Source organism: Streptomyces sp. NPDC021096, from assembly GCF_040641275.1.
Lineage (GTDB): Bacteria > Actinomycetota > Actinomycetes > Streptomycetales > Streptomycetaceae > Streptomyces.
On the sequence record NZ_JBFADG010000025.1, the window covers coordinates 1 to 18550 of the forward strand.

Annotated in this window: 17 protein-coding genes; 14 read left to right on the plus strand and 3 right to left on the minus strand. The window is 72.3% G+C overall.

The genetic code is table 11. The annotated features are described in order from the left end of the window. Positions 1 to 159: 159 nt before the first annotated feature. The gene (gene rpmB, locus AB0G59_RS24505) at positions 160 to 345 is read right to left on the minus strand and encodes a 50S ribosomal protein L28 (RefSeq protein WP_003957616.1); all 186 of its coding nucleotides are present in this window, start codon (positions 343 to 345) and stop codon (positions 160 to 162) included. A 247-nt stretch (positions 346 to 592) separates the two neighbouring features. Here rpmB and AB0G59_RS24510 point away from each other — a divergent pair, with 247 nt between their 5' ends. The 9 genes from AB0G59_RS24510 (at position 593) to mutM (ending at position 9729) form a co-directional block, all read left to right on the plus strand. After that, positions 593 to 2269, plus strand: coding sequence for a DAK2 domain-containing protein (locus AB0G59_RS24510; protein WP_360915389.1), 1677 nt, complete (start codon positions 593 to 595; stop codon positions 2267 to 2269). Between the two features lie 48 nt (positions 2270 to 2317). Beyond that, on the plus strand, positions 2318 to 4513 hold the full coding sequence (recG, locus tag AB0G59_RS24515) for an ATP-dependent DNA helicase RecG (RefSeq protein WP_360915392.1): 2196 nt from the start codon (positions 2318 to 2320) through the stop codon (positions 4511 to 4513). A 118-nt stretch (positions 4514 to 4631) separates the two neighbouring features. Further along, positions 4632 to 5231 carry a 16S rRNA (guanine(966)-N(2))-methyltransferase RsmD gene (gene rsmD, locus AB0G59_RS24520; protein WP_360915395.1) on the plus strand — a complete coding sequence of 200 codons (600 nt, stop codon included), beginning with the start codon at positions 4632 to 4634 and terminating at the stop codon, positions 5229 to 5231. After that, on the plus strand, positions 5228 to 5737 hold the full coding sequence (coaD, locus tag AB0G59_RS24525; protein ID WP_071961648.1) for a pantetheine-phosphate adenylyltransferase: 510 nt from the start codon (positions 5228 to 5230) through the stop codon (positions 5735 to 5737). The genes rsmD and coaD overlap by 4 nt, the downstream gene beginning before the upstream one ends. 113 nt (positions 5738 to 5850) lie before the next feature. After that, positions 5851 to 6966, plus strand: a complete 1116-nt coding sequence (locus AB0G59_RS24530; RefSeq protein WP_360915397.1) for an ATP synthase F0 subunit B — start codon at positions 5851 to 5853, stop codon at positions 6964 to 6966. Between the two features lie 191 nt (positions 6967 to 7157). After that, positions 7158 to 7754 carry a YceD family protein gene (locus AB0G59_RS24535; RefSeq protein WP_360915400.1) on the plus strand — a complete coding sequence of 199 codons (597 nt, stop codon included), beginning with the start codon at positions 7158 to 7160 and terminating at the stop codon, positions 7752 to 7754. Positions 7755 to 7756: 2 nt separating this feature from the next. Then, positions 7757 to 7930, plus strand: a complete 174-nt coding sequence (gene rpmF / locus AB0G59_RS24540) for a 50S ribosomal protein L32 (RefSeq protein WP_360915403.1) — start codon at positions 7757 to 7759, stop codon at positions 7928 to 7930. A 19-nt stretch (positions 7931 to 7949) separates the two neighbouring features. Next, positions 7950 to 8786: a ribonuclease III gene (gene rnc / locus AB0G59_RS24545; protein ID WP_360915406.1), complete on the plus strand. Its 837-nt coding sequence runs from the start codon at positions 7950 to 7952 to the stop codon at positions 8784 to 8786. A gap of 52 nt (positions 8787 to 8838) precedes the next feature. Next, on the plus strand, positions 8839 to 9729 hold the full coding sequence (mutM, locus tag AB0G59_RS24550) for a bifunctional DNA-formamidopyrimidine glycosylase/DNA-(apurinic or apyrimidinic site) lyase (RefSeq protein WP_360915409.1): 891 nt from the start codon (positions 8839 to 8841) through the stop codon (positions 9727 to 9729). Positions 9730 to 9732: 3 nt separating this feature from the next. Here the strand turns inward: mutM and AB0G59_RS24555 are convergent, their stop codons facing one another. Next, on the minus strand, positions 9733 to 10119 hold the full coding sequence (locus tag AB0G59_RS24555) for a helix-turn-helix domain-containing protein (RefSeq protein WP_360915412.1): 387 nt from the start codon (positions 10117 to 10119) through the stop codon (positions 9733 to 9735). Positions 10120 to 10225: 106 nt separating this feature from the next. Between AB0G59_RS24555 and AB0G59_RS24560 the strand changes: the two genes are divergently transcribed. Continuing rightward, positions 10226 to 10810: a flavodoxin family protein gene (locus tag AB0G59_RS24560; RefSeq protein WP_360915415.1), complete on the plus strand. Its 585-nt coding sequence runs from the start codon at positions 10226 to 10228 to the stop codon at positions 10808 to 10810. Positions 10811 to 10880: 70 nt separating this feature from the next. Here AB0G59_RS24560 and AB0G59_RS24565 read toward each other — a convergent pair whose 3' ends face one another. Then, positions 10881 to 11963 (minus strand): CAP domain-containing protein, encoded by a 1083-nt coding sequence (locus AB0G59_RS24565; protein WP_360915418.1) that lies wholly within the window; start codon positions 11961 to 11963, stop codon positions 10881 to 10883. A 228-nt stretch (positions 11964 to 12191) separates the two neighbouring features. Here AB0G59_RS24565 and AB0G59_RS24570 point away from each other — a divergent pair, with 228 nt between their 5' ends. The 4 genes from AB0G59_RS24570 to AB0G59_RS24585 all read left to right on the plus strand — a co-directional run bounded on the left by AB0G59_RS24570 (position 12192) and on the right by AB0G59_RS24585 (position 18452). After that, positions 12192 to 12473, plus strand: a complete 282-nt coding sequence (locus AB0G59_RS24570; RefSeq protein ID WP_360915421.1) for an acylphosphatase — start codon at positions 12192 to 12194, stop codon at positions 12471 to 12473. 405 nt (positions 12474 to 12878) lie between these two features. Continuing rightward, positions 12879 to 13079, plus strand: coding sequence for a hypothetical protein (locus AB0G59_RS24575; RefSeq protein ID WP_360915424.1), 201 nt, complete (start codon positions 12879 to 12881; stop codon positions 13077 to 13079). 190 nt (positions 13080 to 13269) lie between these two features. Beyond that, entirely contained in the window at positions 13270 to 16830 is a 3561-nt protein-coding gene (gene smc / locus AB0G59_RS24580) for a chromosome segregation protein SMC (RefSeq protein ID WP_360915427.1), read from the plus strand. A 203-nt stretch (positions 16831 to 17033) separates the two neighbouring features. Beyond that, a complete protein-coding gene (locus AB0G59_RS24585) occupies positions 17034 to 18452 on the plus strand; it encodes a sugar porter family MFS transporter (protein WP_360915430.1) in 1419 nt (472 codons plus the stop codon). The last annotated feature ends 98 nt before the right edge of the window (positions 18453 to 18550 follow it).

Here is an 18550-nt window from a genome sequence, read left to right on the forward strand (position 1 = left end):
GGACGGGCTGGAAAATCCAGCCCGTCCGGCGTTTGAGGACCGGGGTCCGGGGCGGAGCCCCGGTTACGGGAAGGGGCGGGTAGGGGAACAGCAAAAAAGCCGGCCCCCCGAAGGGGACCGGCTTTCAAGGGTCGGCGAGGCTGCCGCGCTACTAGCTAGTTAGCGCGAGACCTTGCCGGCCTTGATGCACGAGGTGCAGACATTGAGGCGCTTCGGCGTCCGACCGACCACGGCACGCACACGCTGGATGTTCGGGTTCCAGCGACGGGACGTACGGCGGTGCGAGTGCGAAATGTTGTTGCCGAAGCCCGGCCCCTTGCCGCAGACGTCGCAGTTGGCAGCCACGGGTCACTCCAAAGACTTCAGATGCACTTACGGGAAATCCCGGCGTACCGATGTCGGTGGTGACTGGCTTGCCAGGGGGTATGGCCTGATTCTCATCAGGCAACCGGAGCAGCATACAACGACCGCTCCTGGACAACGAAACTACCATGACCGCCCCGGACCCCGCCCGGCCCGCCCGTCCGCCGCCCCGGCCGGTCTACTCTGCTCCAGCACTGCCCACCGTCCCGACAGTCCGAGGAGGACACAGGTGCCGCCCACGCTGGACGCCGATGCGGTACGCACCTGGTGCGCGCTGGCGCTCGACGCGCTCGGCCGCAGCCGCGAGGAGATCGACGCGATCAACGTCTATCCCGTCGCGGACGGCGACACCGGCACCAACCTCTACCTGACCGTCGAGTCCGCCACCCGGGCGGTCGACGCCGTCTTCGAGGGCCACGCCACCACCGGCCCCGCCTCCCGCCCCGACCTGGCCGAGGCCGTACGGGCCATGGCCCACGGAGCGCTCATAGGGGCGCGCGGGAACTCCGGCACCATCCTCGCCCAGCTGCTGCGCGGCATGGCGGAGGTCCTGGTGCCGGCCGGTGACACGGATCACCGCCCCGGCGGCCCCGGCCCCGACGACGCGGCGCTGCTGCGGCGGGCCCTGCGGCGCGCGGTGGAGTCCGCGTACGAGGGGGTCGCCCGGCCCGTGGAGGGCACCGTCCTGACCGTCGCCTCGGCCGCGGCCGAGGCCGCCGCCACCACCGCCGGCGACGGCGCGGCCGTCGCCCGGGCCGCGCACGAAGGGGCCCGTACGGCCCTGGAGGCCACCCCCCGCCAGCTGGAGGTGCTCGGCCGGGCCGGAGTGGTCGACGCCGGCGGCAAGGGCCTCGTGGAGGTCCTGGGCGCCCTGGCCGCCGCCCTGGCCGGCGGGGAGCCGGCACCCGGCGCGGCCCCCGGCGCGCGGCCGGCCGTCACCCCCCACTCCTGGCAGAGCGAAGGCTGCCCGGCCGACCTCGGCGACGCCGCCGCGGGCGGCGACCCCGCCTTCGAGGTGATCTACCTGCTGGAGGCCGACGACGCGGCCGTGGCCCGCCTGCGCACCCGGCTCGACGCACTGGGCGAGTCCCTGGTCGTCGTCGGCGGCGACGGGCTGTGGAACGTCCACGTCCATGTCGACGACGCCGGCGCCGCCGTCGAGGCGGGCGTCGAGGCCGGGCGCCCGTACCGCATCCGCATCACCCACTTCGCCGCCGCCGACCAGGAGCGCGTACGCGAGCCCGCCCAGCGGGCCGTCGTCGCGGTCGTGCCCGGCGCCGGCCTCGCGGCCCTGTGCGAGCAGGCCGGGGCGACCGTGGTGGCTGTGCGGCCGGGGGAGCCGCCCGCCGCCGGCGAGCTGCTCCAGGCGGTCCGGCGCGCCCACGCGCGCGAGGTCGTCCTGCTGCCCAACGACGCCGACCTGCGGCACACCGCCGCCGCTGCCGCCGAACAGGCGCGCAGCGAGGGCGTACGGGTCGCGCTGATCCCCACCCGCTCGCCGGTCCAGGGCATCGCGGCCCTGGCCGTCCACGAGTCCGGCCGGCGCTTCGACGAGGACGTCGTCGCCATGACCGCCGCCGCCGGCGCCACCCGCTACGCGGAGCTCGTCGTGGCCGAGCGGCAGTCCTGGACCATGGCGGGCGTCTGCCAGGCCGGCGACGTGCTCGGCCTGATCGACGGCGACGTCGCCGTGATCGGCGCCGAGCTCGCCCGGACCGCCGAGACCGTGCTGGACCGGATGCTCGCGGCGGGCGGCGAGATGGTCACCCTCGTCCTGGGCGCGGAGGTCCCCGACGCCGTCGCCGAGCGCCTGCAACGGCACGTACGCGACGGCCATCTCGCCGTCGACACCCTGGTCTACCGGGGCGAACAGCAGTCCGCGCGGCTCCTCATCGGCATCGAATAGGCCGCGACGGGCACCGAATGGGCCCGGTTGTCACAGGCGTGGTGTGCAATGGAACGCGTGCCCGCGCTCGAAGAACCCCTCCACAAGACTCTCGGCGGCAACACCGCGAAGGTGATGGCCGAGCACCTCGACCTGCACACGGTCGGCGACCTGCTGCACCACTACCCGCGCCGCTACGCCGAGCGCGGTGAGCTGACCCGGCTCGCCGACCTGCCGCTGGACGAGCACGTCACGGTCGTCGCGCAGGTCAGCGACGCCCGCGTGCTGAAGTTCAACAACGGCAAGGGCCAGCGCCTGGAGGTCACGCTCACCGACGGCAGCGGCCGGCTCCAGCTGGTCTTCTTCGGCCGGTCGATCTACCACCACCAAAAGGAGCTCGTCCCCGGCCGCCGCGGCATGTTCGCGGGCAAGGTCGGCACCTTCCGCACCATCCGCCAGCTCTCCCACCCCGCCTACGAGATGCTCGGCGAGGACAGCGGCGCGGACGCCGTCGAGGCGTGGGCCAACCAGCTGATCCCGCTGTACCCGGCCTGCTCGCAGATGGAGTCCTGGAAGGTCTCCAACGCCGTCGACGTGGTGCTGGCCTCGATGGAGGCCACCGGCTGGCAGAGCGTCGTCGACCCGCTGCCGGACGCGCTGCGCGCGGGCCGCGGCCTGCTCCCGCTGCCGGAGGCGCTGCGCAAGGTGCACCGCCCGCGCACCAAGGCCGAGATCGAGGACGCCCGGTCCCGGCTGAAGTGGGACGAGGCGTTCGTCCTGCAGGTCGCCCTCGCCCGCCGCCGCCACGCCGACTCCCAGCTGCCGGCCGTGCCCCGCAAGCCGCTGGCCGGCGGCCTGCTCGACGCCTTCGACGCCAAGCTGCCGTTCACCCTCACCGACGGCCAGCAGAAGGTCTCCGCCGAGATCTTCGACGACCTGGCCACCGAGCACCCCATGCACCGCCTGCTGCAGGGCGAGGTCGGCAGCGGCAAGACGATGGTCGCCCTGCGCGCCATGCTCGGCGTCGTCGACGCCGGCGGCCAGGCCGCGATGCTCGCCCCCACCGAAGTGCTCGCCCAGCAGCACCACCGCTCCATCACCGAGATGATGGGCGAGCTCGCCGAGGGCGGCATGCTCGGCGGCGCCGAGCAGGGCACGAAGGTCGTGCTGCTCACCGGCTCCATGGGCACCGCCGCCCGCCGGCAGGCGCTGCTCGACCTCGTCACGGGCGAGGCCGGCATCGTCATCGGCACGCACGCCCTGATCGAGGACAAGGTGCAGTTCCACGACCTGGGCCTGGTCGTGGTGGACGAACAGCACCGCTTCGGAGTCGAGCAGCGCGACGCCCTGCGCTCCAAGGGCAAGCAGCCCCCGCACCTGCTGGTGATGACCGCGACGCCCATCCCGCGCACGGTCGCCATGACCGTCTTCGGCGACCTGGAGACGTCCGTGCTGGACCAGCTCCCGGCCGGCCGCTCGCCGATCGCCACCCACGTGGTGCCCGCGAAGGACAAGCCCCACTTCCTCGCCCGCACCTGGGAGCGGGTGCGCGAGGAGATCGAGGGCGGCCACCAGGCGTACGTGGTGTGCCCGCGCATCGGCGACGAGGAGGACGGCAAGAAGAAGCAGGCCGGGGAGGACGCCGAGCGGCGCCCGCCGCTGGCCGTCCTGGAGATCGCCGAGCAGCTCGGGGCCGGGCCGCTGGCCGGCCTGCGCGTGGAGGTGCTGCACGGGCGGATGCAGCCCGACGCCAAGGACGACGTCATGCGCCGCTTCGCGGCCGGCGAGGTCGACGTCCTGGTCGCCACGACCGTCATCGAGGTGGGCGTGAACGTGCCCAACTCCACGGTCATGGTGATCATGGACGCGGACCGGTTCGGCGTCTCCCAGCTGCACCAGCTGCGCGGCCGGGTGGGCCGCGGCTCGGCCGCGGGGCTGTGCCTGCTGGTCACCGAGGCCTTCGAGGCGAGCCCGGCCCGGGCCCGGCTGGGCGCCGTCGCGGCGACCCTGGACGGCTTCGAGCTCTCCCGCATCGACCTGGAGCAGCGCCGCGAGGGCGACGTGCTCGGCCAGGCGCAGTCCGGCGTCCGCTCCAGCCTGCGGATGCTCACCGTCATCGACGACGAGGAGGTCATCGCGGCCGCCCGCGAGGAGGCCGCGGCGATCGTGGCGGCCGACCCGGAGCTGGCCGGACTGCCCGCGCTGCGCACCGCGTTGGACGCCCTGCTGGACAAGGAGCGGGAGGAATTCCTCGACAAGGGATGAGCTCCCGCCGCACCCGCGCGGCCGCCGCGGCGCCGACGCCATACGCTGAAGGGGCGGCGGCCCCCGCCGCCGACACCACACGACACCGCGCCACCCACCGCGAAGGACTCGAGACCCCATGACCCGCGTGATCGCCGGCGCCGCCGGCGGACGCCGCCTGGCCGTGCCGCCCGGCACCGGCACCCGTCCGACCTCCGACCGCGCGCGCGAGGGCCTGTTCTCCACCTGGGTGTCCCTCCTCGGCACCCTGGACGGCACGCGTGTGCTGGACCTCTACGGCGGCTCGGGCGCGGTCGGGCTGGAGGCCCTCTCGCGCGGCGCCGCGCACGTCCTGCTGGTCGAGGCGGACGCCCGCGCGGTCCGGGTCATCCGGGAGAACGTCCGTGCGATCGGGCTGCCGGGCGCCGAGGTGCGCAGCGGCAAGGCCGAGCAGGCCGTCGCCGGCCCGCCGCCGGCGAGCCCGTACGACGTGGTCTTCCTCGACCCGCCCTACGTCGTGAGCGACGACGAGCTCCGCGAGATCCTGCTCACACTGCGTACCGGGGGCTGGCTCACGGACGACGCGCTGATCACCGTGGAGCGCAGCACCCGGGGCGGGGAATTCCGCTGGCCGGACGGTTTTGACGCACTGAGGGCCCGTCGTTACGGCGAGGGGACGCTTTGGTACGGTCGCGCCGCCTCGGCGTGCACTGCCGACACAACGTCAGGCACGTCATGAATGGACCGGAGAGCGAGGAACCACCGTTGCGCCGCGCCGTCTGTCCGGGGTCGTTCGACCCCGTCACCAATGGACACCTCGACATCATCGCCCGCGCGTCCAAGCTGTACGACGTCGTGCACGTGGCCGTGATGATCAACAAGTCGAAGCAGGGCCTGTTCACCGTCGACGAGCGGATAGAGCTGCTGCGGCAGGTCACCGCCGAGTACGGCAACGTGCGGGTCGAGTCCTTCCACGGCCTTCTCGTCGACTTCTGCAAGCAGCGTGACATCCCCGCCATCGTCAAGGGCCTGCGGGCGGTCAGCGACTTCGACTACGAGCTGCAGATGGCCCAGATGAACAACGGGCTCTCGGGCGTCGAGACCCTGTTCGTCCCCACCAACCCCACCTACAGCTTCCTCTCCTCCAGCCTGGTCAAGGAGGTCGCGACCTGGGGTGGCGACGTCTCCCACCTGGTGCCGCCGCTGGTGCTGGAGGCGCTCAAGGAGCGGCTGGGGCAGCAGTGAGTATCTGACGCATCGTCAGTAGCTGCGGGGCGGGTCCGCCGGCCGTACAGTCGTCTCGTTCGTTACGTCGGCCGGAAGGCCCCCCGGATTCCAAGAAGGCGGCGACCGTCAAGGTGGACGTCCAGAAGAAGCTCGACGAGATCGTCACGACCGTCGCCGGCGCCCGTGCCCTGCCCATGTCGGCCTCCTGCGTCCTCAACCGGGCCGAGCTGCTCGCCCTGCTCGAGGAGGTGCGCGGCGCCCTGCCCGGCTCGCTCGCCCAGGCGCGGGAGGTCATCGGCGGCCGGGAGCAGCTCGTGGCGGACGCCCGCGAGGAGGCCGAGCGCATCCTGGAGTCGGCCCGCGCCCAGCGCGGCTCCCTGATCTCCGACACCGAGGTCGCCCGCCAGTCCCAGGAGGAGGCCGACCGCATCCTCGCCGAGGCCCGGCGGGAAGCGGCGGAGATCCGCGCGGAGGCCGACGACTACGTCGACAGCAAGCTCGCCAACTTCGAGGTCGTCCTCACCAAGACCATCGGCTCGGTCGACCGCGGCCGCGAGAAGCTGCTCGGCCTGCCCGGCGCGGACGCCCAGTCGGCGGACGAGGACGCTCCGGAGCGCAGCGCCGACCCCGCGACCCAGCGCCACCGCGCCGACGAGTACGTCGACGCCAAGATGGGCGCCGTCTCGGCGGTGCTGGCCAAGACGCTGGAGGCCGTCGGGCGGGGCCGCGAGAAGCTGCTCGGGGCCCGGCCCGCGGACGAGCTCGGCGCCCACATGGCCGCCCAGGATGGTCTGCGTACCGGCCGCCCCACGAGCGACGCCGACTTCCTGGCCGAGCTGGCCGCCCCGCAGGAGGCGCCGCAGCCCTACTCCGCGCCTCAGGAGCCCCAGCAGCCCCTGCAGCCCGCCTGGGGCGACTACTCCGCCCCCGCGCCCGCCTATGCCGCCCAGCAGGACCCGTACGGCTACCCCCAGCACCAGGGCACGCCCTACGCGCCCCAGACCGATCCGTACGCCGTGCAGGGCGGCTACCAGCAGCCCGACCCCTACGCCTGGCAGCCCCAGGACGGCGGGCACGGCTACGGCGCCCCGGGGGGCTACGGCGAGCCGCAGCAGCACGCCCAGCCGCACCAGCCCCAGCACGCCCAGGGGCAGCAGCCGCAGGGCGGGGCGCTCGACGAGACCAGCCTCTTCGACACCTCGATGATCGACCTCGACCAGCTCCGGCGGTACGAACAGGGGCGCTGAACCGGCCTCCGCGGCCGGTCCGATGGGTCCGGATTGGGTCCAGGGCGAGCCGTCCAGTATCCTGGCTCTTCGGTCGCGTGTACGTCCGCGATCCAGGCTGCCCTCCGTGCCTCAGAGCCCGGGGGTCGTCGTCACCGCAGCGTAGAAAGCAGGAAGCCCTGAACGCCCGCCTTGATCCCCGCAACCCTCTCGTGTTCGACACACGCGAGCTGGGCCGGCGACCCGGCGCGCTGAAGCGGGTCTCCCGCTCCGTCCCCGCTCCCCAGGACCTCGGCATCGAGGTCATCGGTGTGCCCGAGGGCGCCGCGGTGGAGCTGGACCTCCGGCTCGAGTCGGTCATGGAAGGGGTGCTCGTCACAGGCACCGCCCGTGCACCGCTCACCGGGGAGTGCGTAAGGTGTCTGGAGCCGCTGGAGCGAGAGCTCGAAGCGGACTTCCAGGAGATGTTCTCCTACCCCGACGCCGACGCCCGGAGCCGCCACGCGGACACCGGCGACGACGCCGAGGACGATGAGGAGGACACGCTCTTCCTCGAGGACGACATGTTCGACCTCGAACCCGTGCTGCGGGACGCGGTGGTGCTCTCACTGCCGCTGCAGCCGGTGTGCCAGGAAGACTGCCCTGGCCTGTGCTCCGAGTGCGGGGCACGGCTGGCGGACGACCCGGACCACCACCACGACGCCGTCGACATCCGTTGGGCGGCACTGCAGGGACTCGCCGGTTCCGACCAGGACGGCGAGAAGGAAAACGCACCCCGTGCCAACGGGGATGACTCACAGGAGAAGTAGCCGTGGCTGTTCCGAAGCGGAAGATGTCGCGCAGCAACACGCGCCACCGCCGGTCGCAGTGGAAGGCTGCGGTCCCCACCCTGGTGGCATGCGCTAGCTGCCACGAGCCGAAGCTGCAGCACATCGCGTGCCCGAGCTGCGGCACCTACAACAAGCGCCAGGTCATCGCGGTCTGATCGGCGGGTGACAGGCTTCATGTCAGATGCCACTACGCCGTCCCGCAATCGCGGGAATGGATCGGCGCCGGCGGACACGGCCTCGTCTCACACGCTTCTGGAAGGGCGGCTCGGGTACACACTCGAGACCGCCCTTCTGGTGCGTGCGCTGACGCACCGGTCCTACGCGTACGAGAACGGCGGTCTTCCCACCAACGAGCGGCTGGAGTTCCTCGGGGACTCGGTCCTGGGTCTGGTGGTCACGGACACCCTCTACCGCATCCACCCCGACCTGCCCGAGGGCCAGCTGGCCAAGCTGCGGGCCGCGGTGGTCAACTCGAGGGCGCTGGCGGAGGTCGGCCGCGGCCTGGAGCTCGGCTCCTTCATCCGGCTCGGCCGGGGTGAAGAGGGCACGGGCGGCCGGGACAAGGCGTCGATCCTCGCGGACACCCTCGAAGCGGTCATCGGTGCGGTCTACCTCGACCAGGGCCTGGAGGCCGCTGCCGAGCTGGTGCACCGGCTCTTCGATCCGCTGATCGAGAAGTCCTCCAACCTCGGCGCAGGCCTGGACTGGAAGACCAGCCTCCAGGAGCTGACCGCCACCGAGGGTCTCGGGGTCCCCGAGTACCTGGTCTCCGAGACCGGTCCCGACCACGAGAAGACCTTCACGGCTGCTGCCCGCGTCGGTGGTGTCGCGTACGGCACCGGCACCGGCCGCAGCAAGAAGGAAGCGGAGCAGCAGGCGGCGGAGTCCGCCTGGCGCGCCATCAACAGCGCGGCGGAAGCCCGCGTGGCGGCCGAGAAGGCCGCCGCCGAATCCGGTGTGGTGCCGGGGGACGACACGTCCTCCGACAGCGTGCCGGGCACGGCGAACTGATACCCGGGCCGGCCCCTTTTTCTCTTCCCGTTCCCGTCCCGGAAGGAATGCCGTGCCCGAGCTGCCCGAGGTCGAGGTCGTCCGCAGTGGCCTGGAGCGCTGGGTCTGCGGGCGCACGGTCGCCGCGGTGGAGGTCCTGCACCCCCGGGCCGTACGCCGCCACCTCGCCGGGCCGGACGACTTCGCCGCCCAGCTGACCGGGCAGCGCCTCGGCCCCGCCCGGCGGCGGGGCAAGTACCTCTGGCTGCCCGTCGAGTCGCCCACGGACACGGGCGAAGCCCCGGCCCGGGCCGTCCTGGCCCACCTCGGCATGAGCGGACAGCTGCTCGTACAGCCCCAGGGCTCGCCCGACGAGAAGCACCTGCGCATCCGCGTCCGCTTCGCCGACGCCGAGGCGACCGAGCTGCGCTTCGTCGACCAGCGCACCTTCGGCGGGCTCTCGCTGCACGACACGGTGCCCGGGGACGTCGAGGGTCTTCCCGACGTCATCGCGCACATCGCCCGTGACCCCCTCGACCCCGCCTTCGACGACGACGCCTTCCACGCCGCGCTGCGCCGGCGCCGCACGACGATCAAGCGCGCGCTGCTCGACCAGTCGCTGATCAGCGGCGTGGGCAACATCTACGCCGACGAGGCGCTGTGGCGCACCCGGCTGCACTACGACCGGCCGACCGCGGGCCTGACCCGGCCGCGCACGGCCGAGCTGCTCACCCACATCCGCGAGGTCATGAACGAGGCCCTCGCCGCCGGCGGGACCAGCTTCGACGCGCTCTACGTCAATGTGAACGGCGAGTCGGGGTACTTCGACCGCTCGCTGGACGCCTACGGCCGGGAGGACGAGCCCTGCCGCCGCTGCGGCACGGCGATGCGCCGCCGGCCCTGGATGAACCGCTCCAGCTACTTCTGCCCGCGCTGCCAGCCCGCTCCGCGCCCCGCTCGATAGGCCCTAGCGCCCCGCGTCGTAGCGCTCCTGAGCCGCCAGGACCTCCGGCATCCGCTCCTCCAGCAGCTCGATCAGGCCCAGCAGCCGCTCGGCGGCCTCCCGCCCCAGCGGCGTCAGCCGGTAGTCCACCCGCGGAGGGTTGGTCTGCTGCGCCTCGCGGTGCACCAGCCCGTCACGCTCCAGTGCCTGGAGCGTCTGCGCCAGCATCTTCTCGCTGACGCCCTCCACCCGCCGGCGCAGCTCGTTGAAGCGCAGCGTGTCCTCGCGGAGCGCGCCGAGCGTGAGGCTGCCCCAGCGACCCGTGACGTGCCCCAGGGTCTCGCGCGCCGGGCAGCAGCGCGCGAAGACGTCGAAGGGCAGGTGCTCGTCCGGGCCGTCGTGCGTCGTCATGAGAACACCATACTGTGATGCAGCGCTAACCAACAGGTTGCGCTTTCTAAAAGTTAGTGCTTTCCTGTGGTCACCCATTCGGCGCAACCGCTTCCTGGAGCCCCCTGTGACCACGCCTGTCGTCTCCATCGCCTACCACTCCGGCTTCGGCCACACCGCCGTCCTCGCCGAGGCCGTCCGGACCGGTGCCGCCGAGGCCGGCGCGACCGTCAACCTGATCAACGTCGCCGAGATCACCGAGGCCCAGTGGGAGCAGCTCGACGCCTCCGACGCGATCGTCTTCGGCTCGCCCACCTACATGGGCACCGCCTCCGGCGCCTTCCACGTCTTCGCCGAGGCCACCTCCAAGCGCTGGTTCACCCGCGCCTGGCAGGACAAGCTGGCGGCCGGCTTCACCAACTCCGCCTCCAAGAGCGGCGACAAGCTGCACACCCTGCAGTTCTTCACCGTCCTCGCGGCCCAGCACGGCATGCACTGGGTGGGCCTCGGCGCCATGCCCGGCTGGAACAGCTCCACGGCCTCCGAGAACGACATCAACCGCCTCGGCTTCTTCCTGGGCGCCGGCGCCCAGACCAACAACGACCAGGGCCCCGAGGGCGTGCACAAGGCCGACATAGCCACCGCCGAGCTCCTCGGCCGCCGCATCGCCGAGCAGGCGCGGGTCTACGTCGCGGGCCGCGCCGCCCTCTGACGCACCCCGCCCGGCGCACCCCCGCCCCGGCCCGGACGGCCTCGAGACCGTCCGGCCGGGGCGGCTGCGTTCAGTAGCCGAAGTCCTGCGTCCAATAAGGGCCGTTGCCGCCGTGATGCACTCCGACGCCGATGCTCTTGTAGTCGCAGTTGAGGATGTTCGCCCGATGGCCGCTGCTGCGCATCCAGGCGTCCATCACCGTGTGCGCGTCCGGGTGGCCGCGCGCGATGTTCTCCCCGCCCAGGTTCCTGACGCCGCGTTTGGCGGCCCGGTCCCACGGCGTCCTGCCCTCCGGGTCGGTGTGGTCGAAGAACCCCCGCCTGGCCATGTCCTCACTGAAGGACTGGGCGAGGCGGTTGAGCTTGCCGCTCGCCCGCAGCGGACGGCAGCCCGCCTTCGCCCGCTCCGCGTTGACCAGGGACAGCACCAGGTGCGCCGCGGACGACCGGGGGTCGGCCAGCGTGCCGTGCACCTGCGCCAGGCCGTCGTCGGCGGCGGCCGCGGGGGAGTGGGGCTTCGCCGCCGTGCGGGCCGGCCGCGCGGCGGGGGCACCGTGCCGTGGATCGGCGCCGGCGAACCGGTCGGCGGGCGTGGCCGACGGCGACGCCGACGGCGGGGGCGCGGAGGCCGGGGCGGACGGCGGGCGTTCGGCCCCCCGGCTCGCCGGCACGGACTCGCGCAGACCGGCCTGGTCCACGCCGCCCGCCCGCGCCGCCCGGGCCCGCTGCCGCGGCTGCTCGCGCTGGTCCGCCCGGTCCGCCGGGGCGGCGGCCGGGCGGGAGTGCTGCTCGGGGGTCTCGGGCGGGCCGTCGGCCCGCACCTGTCCCGTCGTACCGGCGCCGGGGGAGTGCCCGGCGTCGCCGCCCACCGAGAAGACGCCGCTGGGCAGCAGTCCGGAGACCACCGCGACCGCGCCCATGGCCACGGCGGCGGACGCGCCCAGCAGCCCCGTGCGCCGGCCGGGCGCCGCGGCCTTGCCGCCCTTGGCCGTCTTGCCCACCTTGCCGGTCCTGCCACCGGCGTTGCCCGCCGCGCCCGCCCGGGTCCGCTTGGCCCGGTGCGGACTCCTGTGGCGTCCGGCACCGGGGGGAGCGGTGCGGACGACGGGGATGGGCTGGGTTACTGCTTCGGCCGGATCCTCGAGCTCGAACACTTCGGCCGACTCGCTCGTGAGGGGATCCCGGGCTTTCCGGGCATTCGCCACCGCTTCGTCAGCGGTCGCGCGGGCAGAGCGTCGATGGCGACCCATCCGCTGCCTTCCTTACGTGTTCGGCGTGAAAGTGCGTCACTCGTACGGGGGAGCCTTATTTGGGCGCGACTGTACGGCACGGTGTGCCGGGTCGAAGTGCTGCTTATGTAATTGGCCGGTTAACGTGCAGACATGAACGAAGATGTCCGCCTCACTGCGTGGGTCCGTGGTCATGTGCAAGGTGTCGGCTTCCGTTGGTTCACCCGGGCCAACGCATTGCGCATCGGGGAGCTGATCGGCTTCGCCTCCAACCTCGCCGACGGCCGGGTCCAGGTCGTCGCCGAGGGATCCCGTCAGGGGTGCGAACAGTTGCTCGACTGGCTCCAGAAGGGCGACACGCCCGGGCGCGTGGACGGCGTCACCGAGATCTGGGACACACCCAAGGGTGGATATGACGGCTTCGAGATCCGCTGATCGCACGACCGGGAAATCGCATTCCGACTCGATTCCGAAGGCCGGCCGCGGGGGATGACCTACGAACACATATGCCTTTGGCATATGTGTTCACTGGAAATTGCCTGATGGTTGCCAACTCGGCCGCATCGTGCAAGGCTGCCTCTCAACGGATGATCTCTACGCCCCTCGGGCCCCGGGAGCGGAATGCGGCGCGGTTTCTCCCGCGTGCACCCCCGGGACGCCCGTGGATACAGGGTGTGATCGTGTTGACCGTCAAACCATTTGGTGAGACTCTGGAAGCCCCGCGCACCTTAGCTGTTTGGCATTGAAACACCGCAGTATGTGATGGCAGACACCGCGGGTGCGAATCCCTCACGACCCACACCGCTACGGTCGGTCACTCAGTGTGGAGGACCATCCATCATGGCAAAGGCGCTTCTCGGTTACGTCGGCGGCTCCGACCCCCGAGTCCTCTCCGAGATGCGACGGCTCCAGCAGCGTGTCCAGGACCTCGAATCCGAGCTCATTCGGATGCAGGCCGAGAACGACGCGCTGGCTGCCGCCGCTCACCACGAGCTGCTCGACAGCATCGACGTAACCAAGGCGGAGCCTGCGCTCGCCTGATCGCGCTGCCCTGCCCCGGGGGCCCGGTCGGGCTGCACTGTCAGCCGCTTGAGAGTTGCAGTTGCAAGGGACGCTTCGGCGTCCCTTCGTCGTTTCCGGAGAATCGCCAGATTTCCCCCGTCGCCTCCTACGGATGATGTGCCCGGCACGTTCCCGGGTGAAACCGAGATGAACGGTAGAGTCCTACCGCGTGCACCTCAAGAGCCTGACCCTGCGCGGGTTCAAATCCTTCGCCTCTGCCACCACCCTGCGCTTCGAACCCGGCATCACCTGTGTCGTGGGTCCCAACGGTTCCGGTAAGTCCAATGTCGTCGACGCCCTTTCCTGGGTCATGGGCGAGCAGGGCGCCAAGTCGCTGCGCGGCGGCAAGATGGAGGACGTCATCTTCGCCGGGACGACCGGCCGCCCCCCGCTGGGCCGCGCCGAGGTCTCGCTGACCATCGACAACTCCGACGGCGCGCTCCCCATCGAGTACGCCGAGGTCACCATTACGCGGATCATGTTCCGCAACGGCGGCAGCGAATACCAGATCAACGGGGACACCTGCCGGCTCCTGGACATCCAGGAGCTGCTCTCCGACTCCGGCATCGGCCGCGAGATGCACGTCATCGTCGGCCAGGGCCAGCTCGACTCCGTCCTGCACGCCGACCCCATGGGCCGCCGCGCCTTCATCGAGGAGGCCGCCGGCGTCCTCAAGCACCGCAAGCGCAAGGAGAAGGCGCTGCGGAAGCTGGACGCGATGCGCGCCAACCTCGCCCGCGTCCAGGACCTCACCGACGAGTTGCGGCGCCAGCTCAAGCCGCTCGGCCGGCAGGCCGCCGTGGCCCGCCGGGCCGCCGTCATCCAGGCCGACCTGCGCGACGCCCGGCTGCGGCTGCTCGCCGACGACCTGGTCGCCCTGCGCGAGGCCCTGCGCACCGAGATCGCCGACGAGGCCGCCCTCAAGAGCCGCAAGGAGGCCGCCGAGGCCGAGCTGCGCACGGCCGCCCAGCGCGAGGCGGCGCTGGAGGAGCAGGTCCGCGAGCTGACCCCGCGCCTGGCCCGGGCCCAGCAGACCTGGTACGAACTCTCCCGCCTGGCCGAGCGGGTGCGCGGCACGGTGAGCCTCGCGGACGCCCGCGTCGTCAGCGCCACCACCGCCCCCGAGGAGGAGCGGCGCGGCCGCGACCCGGAGGACCTCGAGCGGGAGGCCGTCCGCATCCGCGAACAGGAAGCGGAGCTCGAAGCCGCCCTGGAGGCCGCGAGCCGGGCCCTGGAGGACACCGCCGAGCACCGCGCCGACCTCGAACGCCGGCTCGCCGAGGAGGAACGCCGCCTGCGCGACGCCGCCCGCGCCATCGCCGACCGCCGCGAACAGCTCGCCCGGCTGCACGGCCAGGTCACCGCGGCCCGCGGCCGGGCTGCCTCGGCCGAGGCCGAGATCGGCCGCCTCGCGGCCGCCCGCGACGAGGCGGCCGAGCGGGCCGCGGCCGCACAGGAGGAGTACGAGCGCCACCAGGCCGAGGCCGACGGTGCCGACGCGGACGACGCCGAGCTGACCGGCCGTCACGAGAGCGCCAAGGCCGCCCTCGCCGACGCCTCGGCCGCCCTCGAAGCCGCCCGGGAGGAGGCGACCGAGGCCGAGCGCCGCCGGGCGGCGATCACCGCCCGTCACGACGCCTTGGCCCTGGGCCTGCGCCGCAAGGACGGCACGGGCGCGCTCCTGTCGGCGAAGGAACGATTGGGCGGACTCCTCGGCCCGGCCGCGGAACTCCTGTCCGTCACCCCGGGTTACGAACTTCCCGTCGCCGCCGCGCTGGGCGCCGCGGCGGACGCGCTCGCCGCCACGAGCCCCTCCGCCGCCGCCGAGGCCCTGCGCCTGTTGAAGAAGGAGGACGCCGGCCGCGCGGTCCTGCTGCTCACCGGGGCCCCCGAGGAGGCCCCGGAACCGCCCGGCCCGCACCGGAGTGCCGCCGAACTCGTGCGCGCCCCCCTCGAACTGCGGCCCGCCGTGCGCCGGCTCCTGCGCGGCATCGTGGTCGTCGACACCCTCGAGGACGCCGAGGACCTCGTCACCTCGCACCCCGCGCTGACGGCCGTGACGGCCGAGGGCGACCTGCTCGGCGCCCACTTCGCACAGGGAGGCTCCAGCGGAGCGCCCAGCCTGCTGGAGGTCCAGGCGGCCGTCGACGAGGCGGCGGCCGAGCTGACCGCACTCGACGCGCGTTGCACCGCCCTGAACGCGCGGCGGCACGACGCCGAGGAGCACCGCGCCCGCTGCGCCGCGCTCATGGAGGAGCTCGGGGCCCGGCGCAGCGCCGCCGACCGGGACAGGTCGCAGGCCGCCCAGGCCCTCGGCCGGCTCGCCGGAGCGGCCCGGGCCGCCGCCGGCGAGGCCGAGCGGACGGCCGCGGCCGCCGACCGCGCCCGGGAGGCCCTGGCCCGTGCCACCGAGGAGGCCGAGGAGCTGGCCGGGCGCCTGGCGGCGGCCCAGGAGCGGACTTTCGACGAGGACGGCGCGGACGAGCCCGACACGTCCGTACGCGACCGCCTCGCCGCCGACGGGGCCAACGCGCGGCAGACCGAGATGGAGGCCCGGCTCCAGGTCCGTACGCACGAGGAGCGCGTGAAGGCGCTCTCCGGCCGGGCGGACGCCCTGGACAGGGCGGCCCGGGCCGAGCGCGAGGCGCGCGAGCGCGCCGAGCGGCGCCGGACCCGGCTGCGTCACGAGGCCGAGGTCGCGGCGGCCGTCGCCGCCGGAGCCCGTCAGCTGCTGGCGCACGTCGAGGTCTCGCTCGTGCGGGCCGACGAGGAGCGGCGGGCGGCGGAGGCCGCCAAGGCCGAGCGGGAGGTCGAGCTGACCGCCGGCCGCGACCGGGCGCGCGAGCTGAAGAGCGAGCTGGACAAGCTCACGGACTCGGTCCACCGGGGCGAGGTGCTGGGCGCCGAGAAGCGGCTGCGGATCGAACAGCTGGAGACCAGGGCCCTGGAGGAGCTCGGCGTCGAGCCGGCCGGCCTGGTCGCCGAGTACGGCCCCGACCAGCCCGTGCCCCCCTCGCCCCCGGCGGAGGGCGAGGAGCTGCCCGAGGACCCGGACCACCCCCGCAACCGGCCCGTCCCCTACGACAGGGCCGAGCAGGAGAAGCGCCTCAAGGCCGCCGAGCGGGCCTACCAGCAGCTGGGCAAGGTCAACCCGCTCGCCCTGGAGGAGTTCGCGGCGCTGGAGGAGCGCCACAAGTTCCTCTCGGAGCAGCTCGAGGACCTGAAGAAGACCCGCAGCGACCTCCTCCAGGTGGTCAAGGACGTCGACAAGCGGGTGGAGGAGGTCTTCACCGCGGCGTACCACGACACGGCCCGCGAGTTCGAGGGCGTCTTCTCCCGCCTCTTCCCCGGTGGCGAGGGCCGCCTGGTCCTCACCGACCCGGACGACATGCTCGCCACGGGCGTGGACGTCGAGGCCCGTCCGCCGGGCAAGAAGGTCAAGCGCCTGTCCCTGCTCTCCGGCGGCGAGCGCTCCCTCACCGCCGTGGCCCTCCTCGTGGCGATCTTCAAGGCCCGCCCGAGCCCGTTCTACGTCATGGACGAGGTCGAAGCGGCCCTGGACGACACCAACCTCCAGCGTCTGATCGCCATCATGAAGGAGCTCCAGGAGAGCTCCCAGCTCATCGTGATCACTCACCAGAAAAGGACCATGGAGGTCGCCGACGCGCTCTACGGAGTGTCCATGCAGGGCGACGGAGTGTCGAAGGTGATCAGTAGCCGGCTCGGCTAAATCAAGATCACTTCAAGTGTTGAACTCAACCTGGTCAAAACCTGGGAGAAACTTCTTCGTCACGTTCTATTGACTTCGAAAAATGAAGACGTAGGGTCTCCCACGTTGCTTACGCCTTCAAGTGGTGGGCGCTTTGATCTTGTGCCCCACTGGAATGGCCACCCCCTCACCCCGGCAACGTGGCCGGGCCCCAGGAGTACACGTTGACCAGCACTGCGACGGCGCCGGGGACGGAGGGCCGCAAGGCCCAGCCCGACCACCTCGGCCATGTCATCTTCATCACCGCGGCCGCGGCCATGGGTGGCTTCCTCTTCGGCTACGACAGCTCCGTGATCAACGGCGCCGTCGAGGGCATCCGCGGGAAGTACGACATCGGCTCCGCCGCCCTGGCCCAGGTCATCGCCATCGCGCTGATCGGCTGCGCCATCGGTGCCGCCACGGCGGGCCGCCTCGCGGACCGCATAGGCCGCATCCGCGTCATGCAGATCTCCGCGACGCTCTTCACCATCAGCGCCGTCGGCTCGGCGCTGCCCTTCGCCCTGTGGGACCTCGCCTTCTGGCGCGTCCTCGGCGGCATCGCGATCGGCATGGCCTCGGTCATCGGCCCGGCCTACATCGCCGAGGTCTCCCCGCCCGCCTACCGCGGCCGTCTCGGCGCGTTCCAGCAGGCCGCGATCGTCATCGGCATCGCCGTCTCGCAGCTGGTCAACTGGGGCATCCTCAACGTCGCCGACGGCGACCAGCGCGGTGACGTCATGGGCATCGAGGCCTGGCAGGTCATGCTCGGCGTCATGGTCGTCCCGGCCGTCCTCTACGGCCTGCTGTCCTTCGCGATCCCCGAGTCGCCCCGCTTCCTGATCTCGGTCGGCAAGACCGAGAAGGCCAAGCAGGTCCTGGCCGACGTCGAGGGTCACACCGTCGACCTCGACAAGCGCGTCGCCGAGATCGAGCACGCCATGAAGAGCGAGCAGAAGTCCACCTTCAAGGACCTGCTCGGCGGCCGCTTCGGCTTCCTGCCGATCGTCTGGGTCGGCATCGGCCTCTCGGTCTTCCAGCAGTTCGTCGGCATCAACGTCGCGTTCTACTACTCCTCGACGCTGTGGCAGTCGGTGGGCGTGAACCCGGAGAGCTCGTTCTTCTACAGCTTCACCACGTCGATCATCAACATCGTCGGCACCGTGATCGCGATGGTCCTCGTGGACCGCATCGGCCGCAAGCCGCTCGCGCTCGTCGGCTCCGTGGGCATGGCCCTCTCCCTCGCCCTCGAGGCCTGGGCCTTCGCCTCCAAGACGGCGGACGGCACCCTGCCGACCACGCAGGGCACGGTGGCCCTCATCGCGGCCCACGCCTTCGTCCTCTTCTTCGCGCTCTCCTGGGGCGTCGTGGTCTGGGTCTTCCTGGGCGAGATGTTCCCCAACCGCATCCGCGCCGCGGCGCTCGGCGTCGCCGCGTCCGCCCAGTGGGTGGCGAACTGGGCCATCACGGCCAGCTTCCCGAGCCTCGCGGACTGGAACCTCTCCGGTGCGTATGTCATTTACGCGGTCTTCGCCGTGCTCTCGATTCCCTTCGTGCTCAAGTACGTGAAGGAGACCAAGGGCAAGGCGCTGGAGGAGATGGGCTAACCCCCCCCGCCGCCCCTCTCCTCGAAAGGGCGCTGCCCCCGGCTACGGCTGGGGGCAGCGCCCTTTCTGTGTGCGCCTGCGGCGCACAGCGGGTGGTG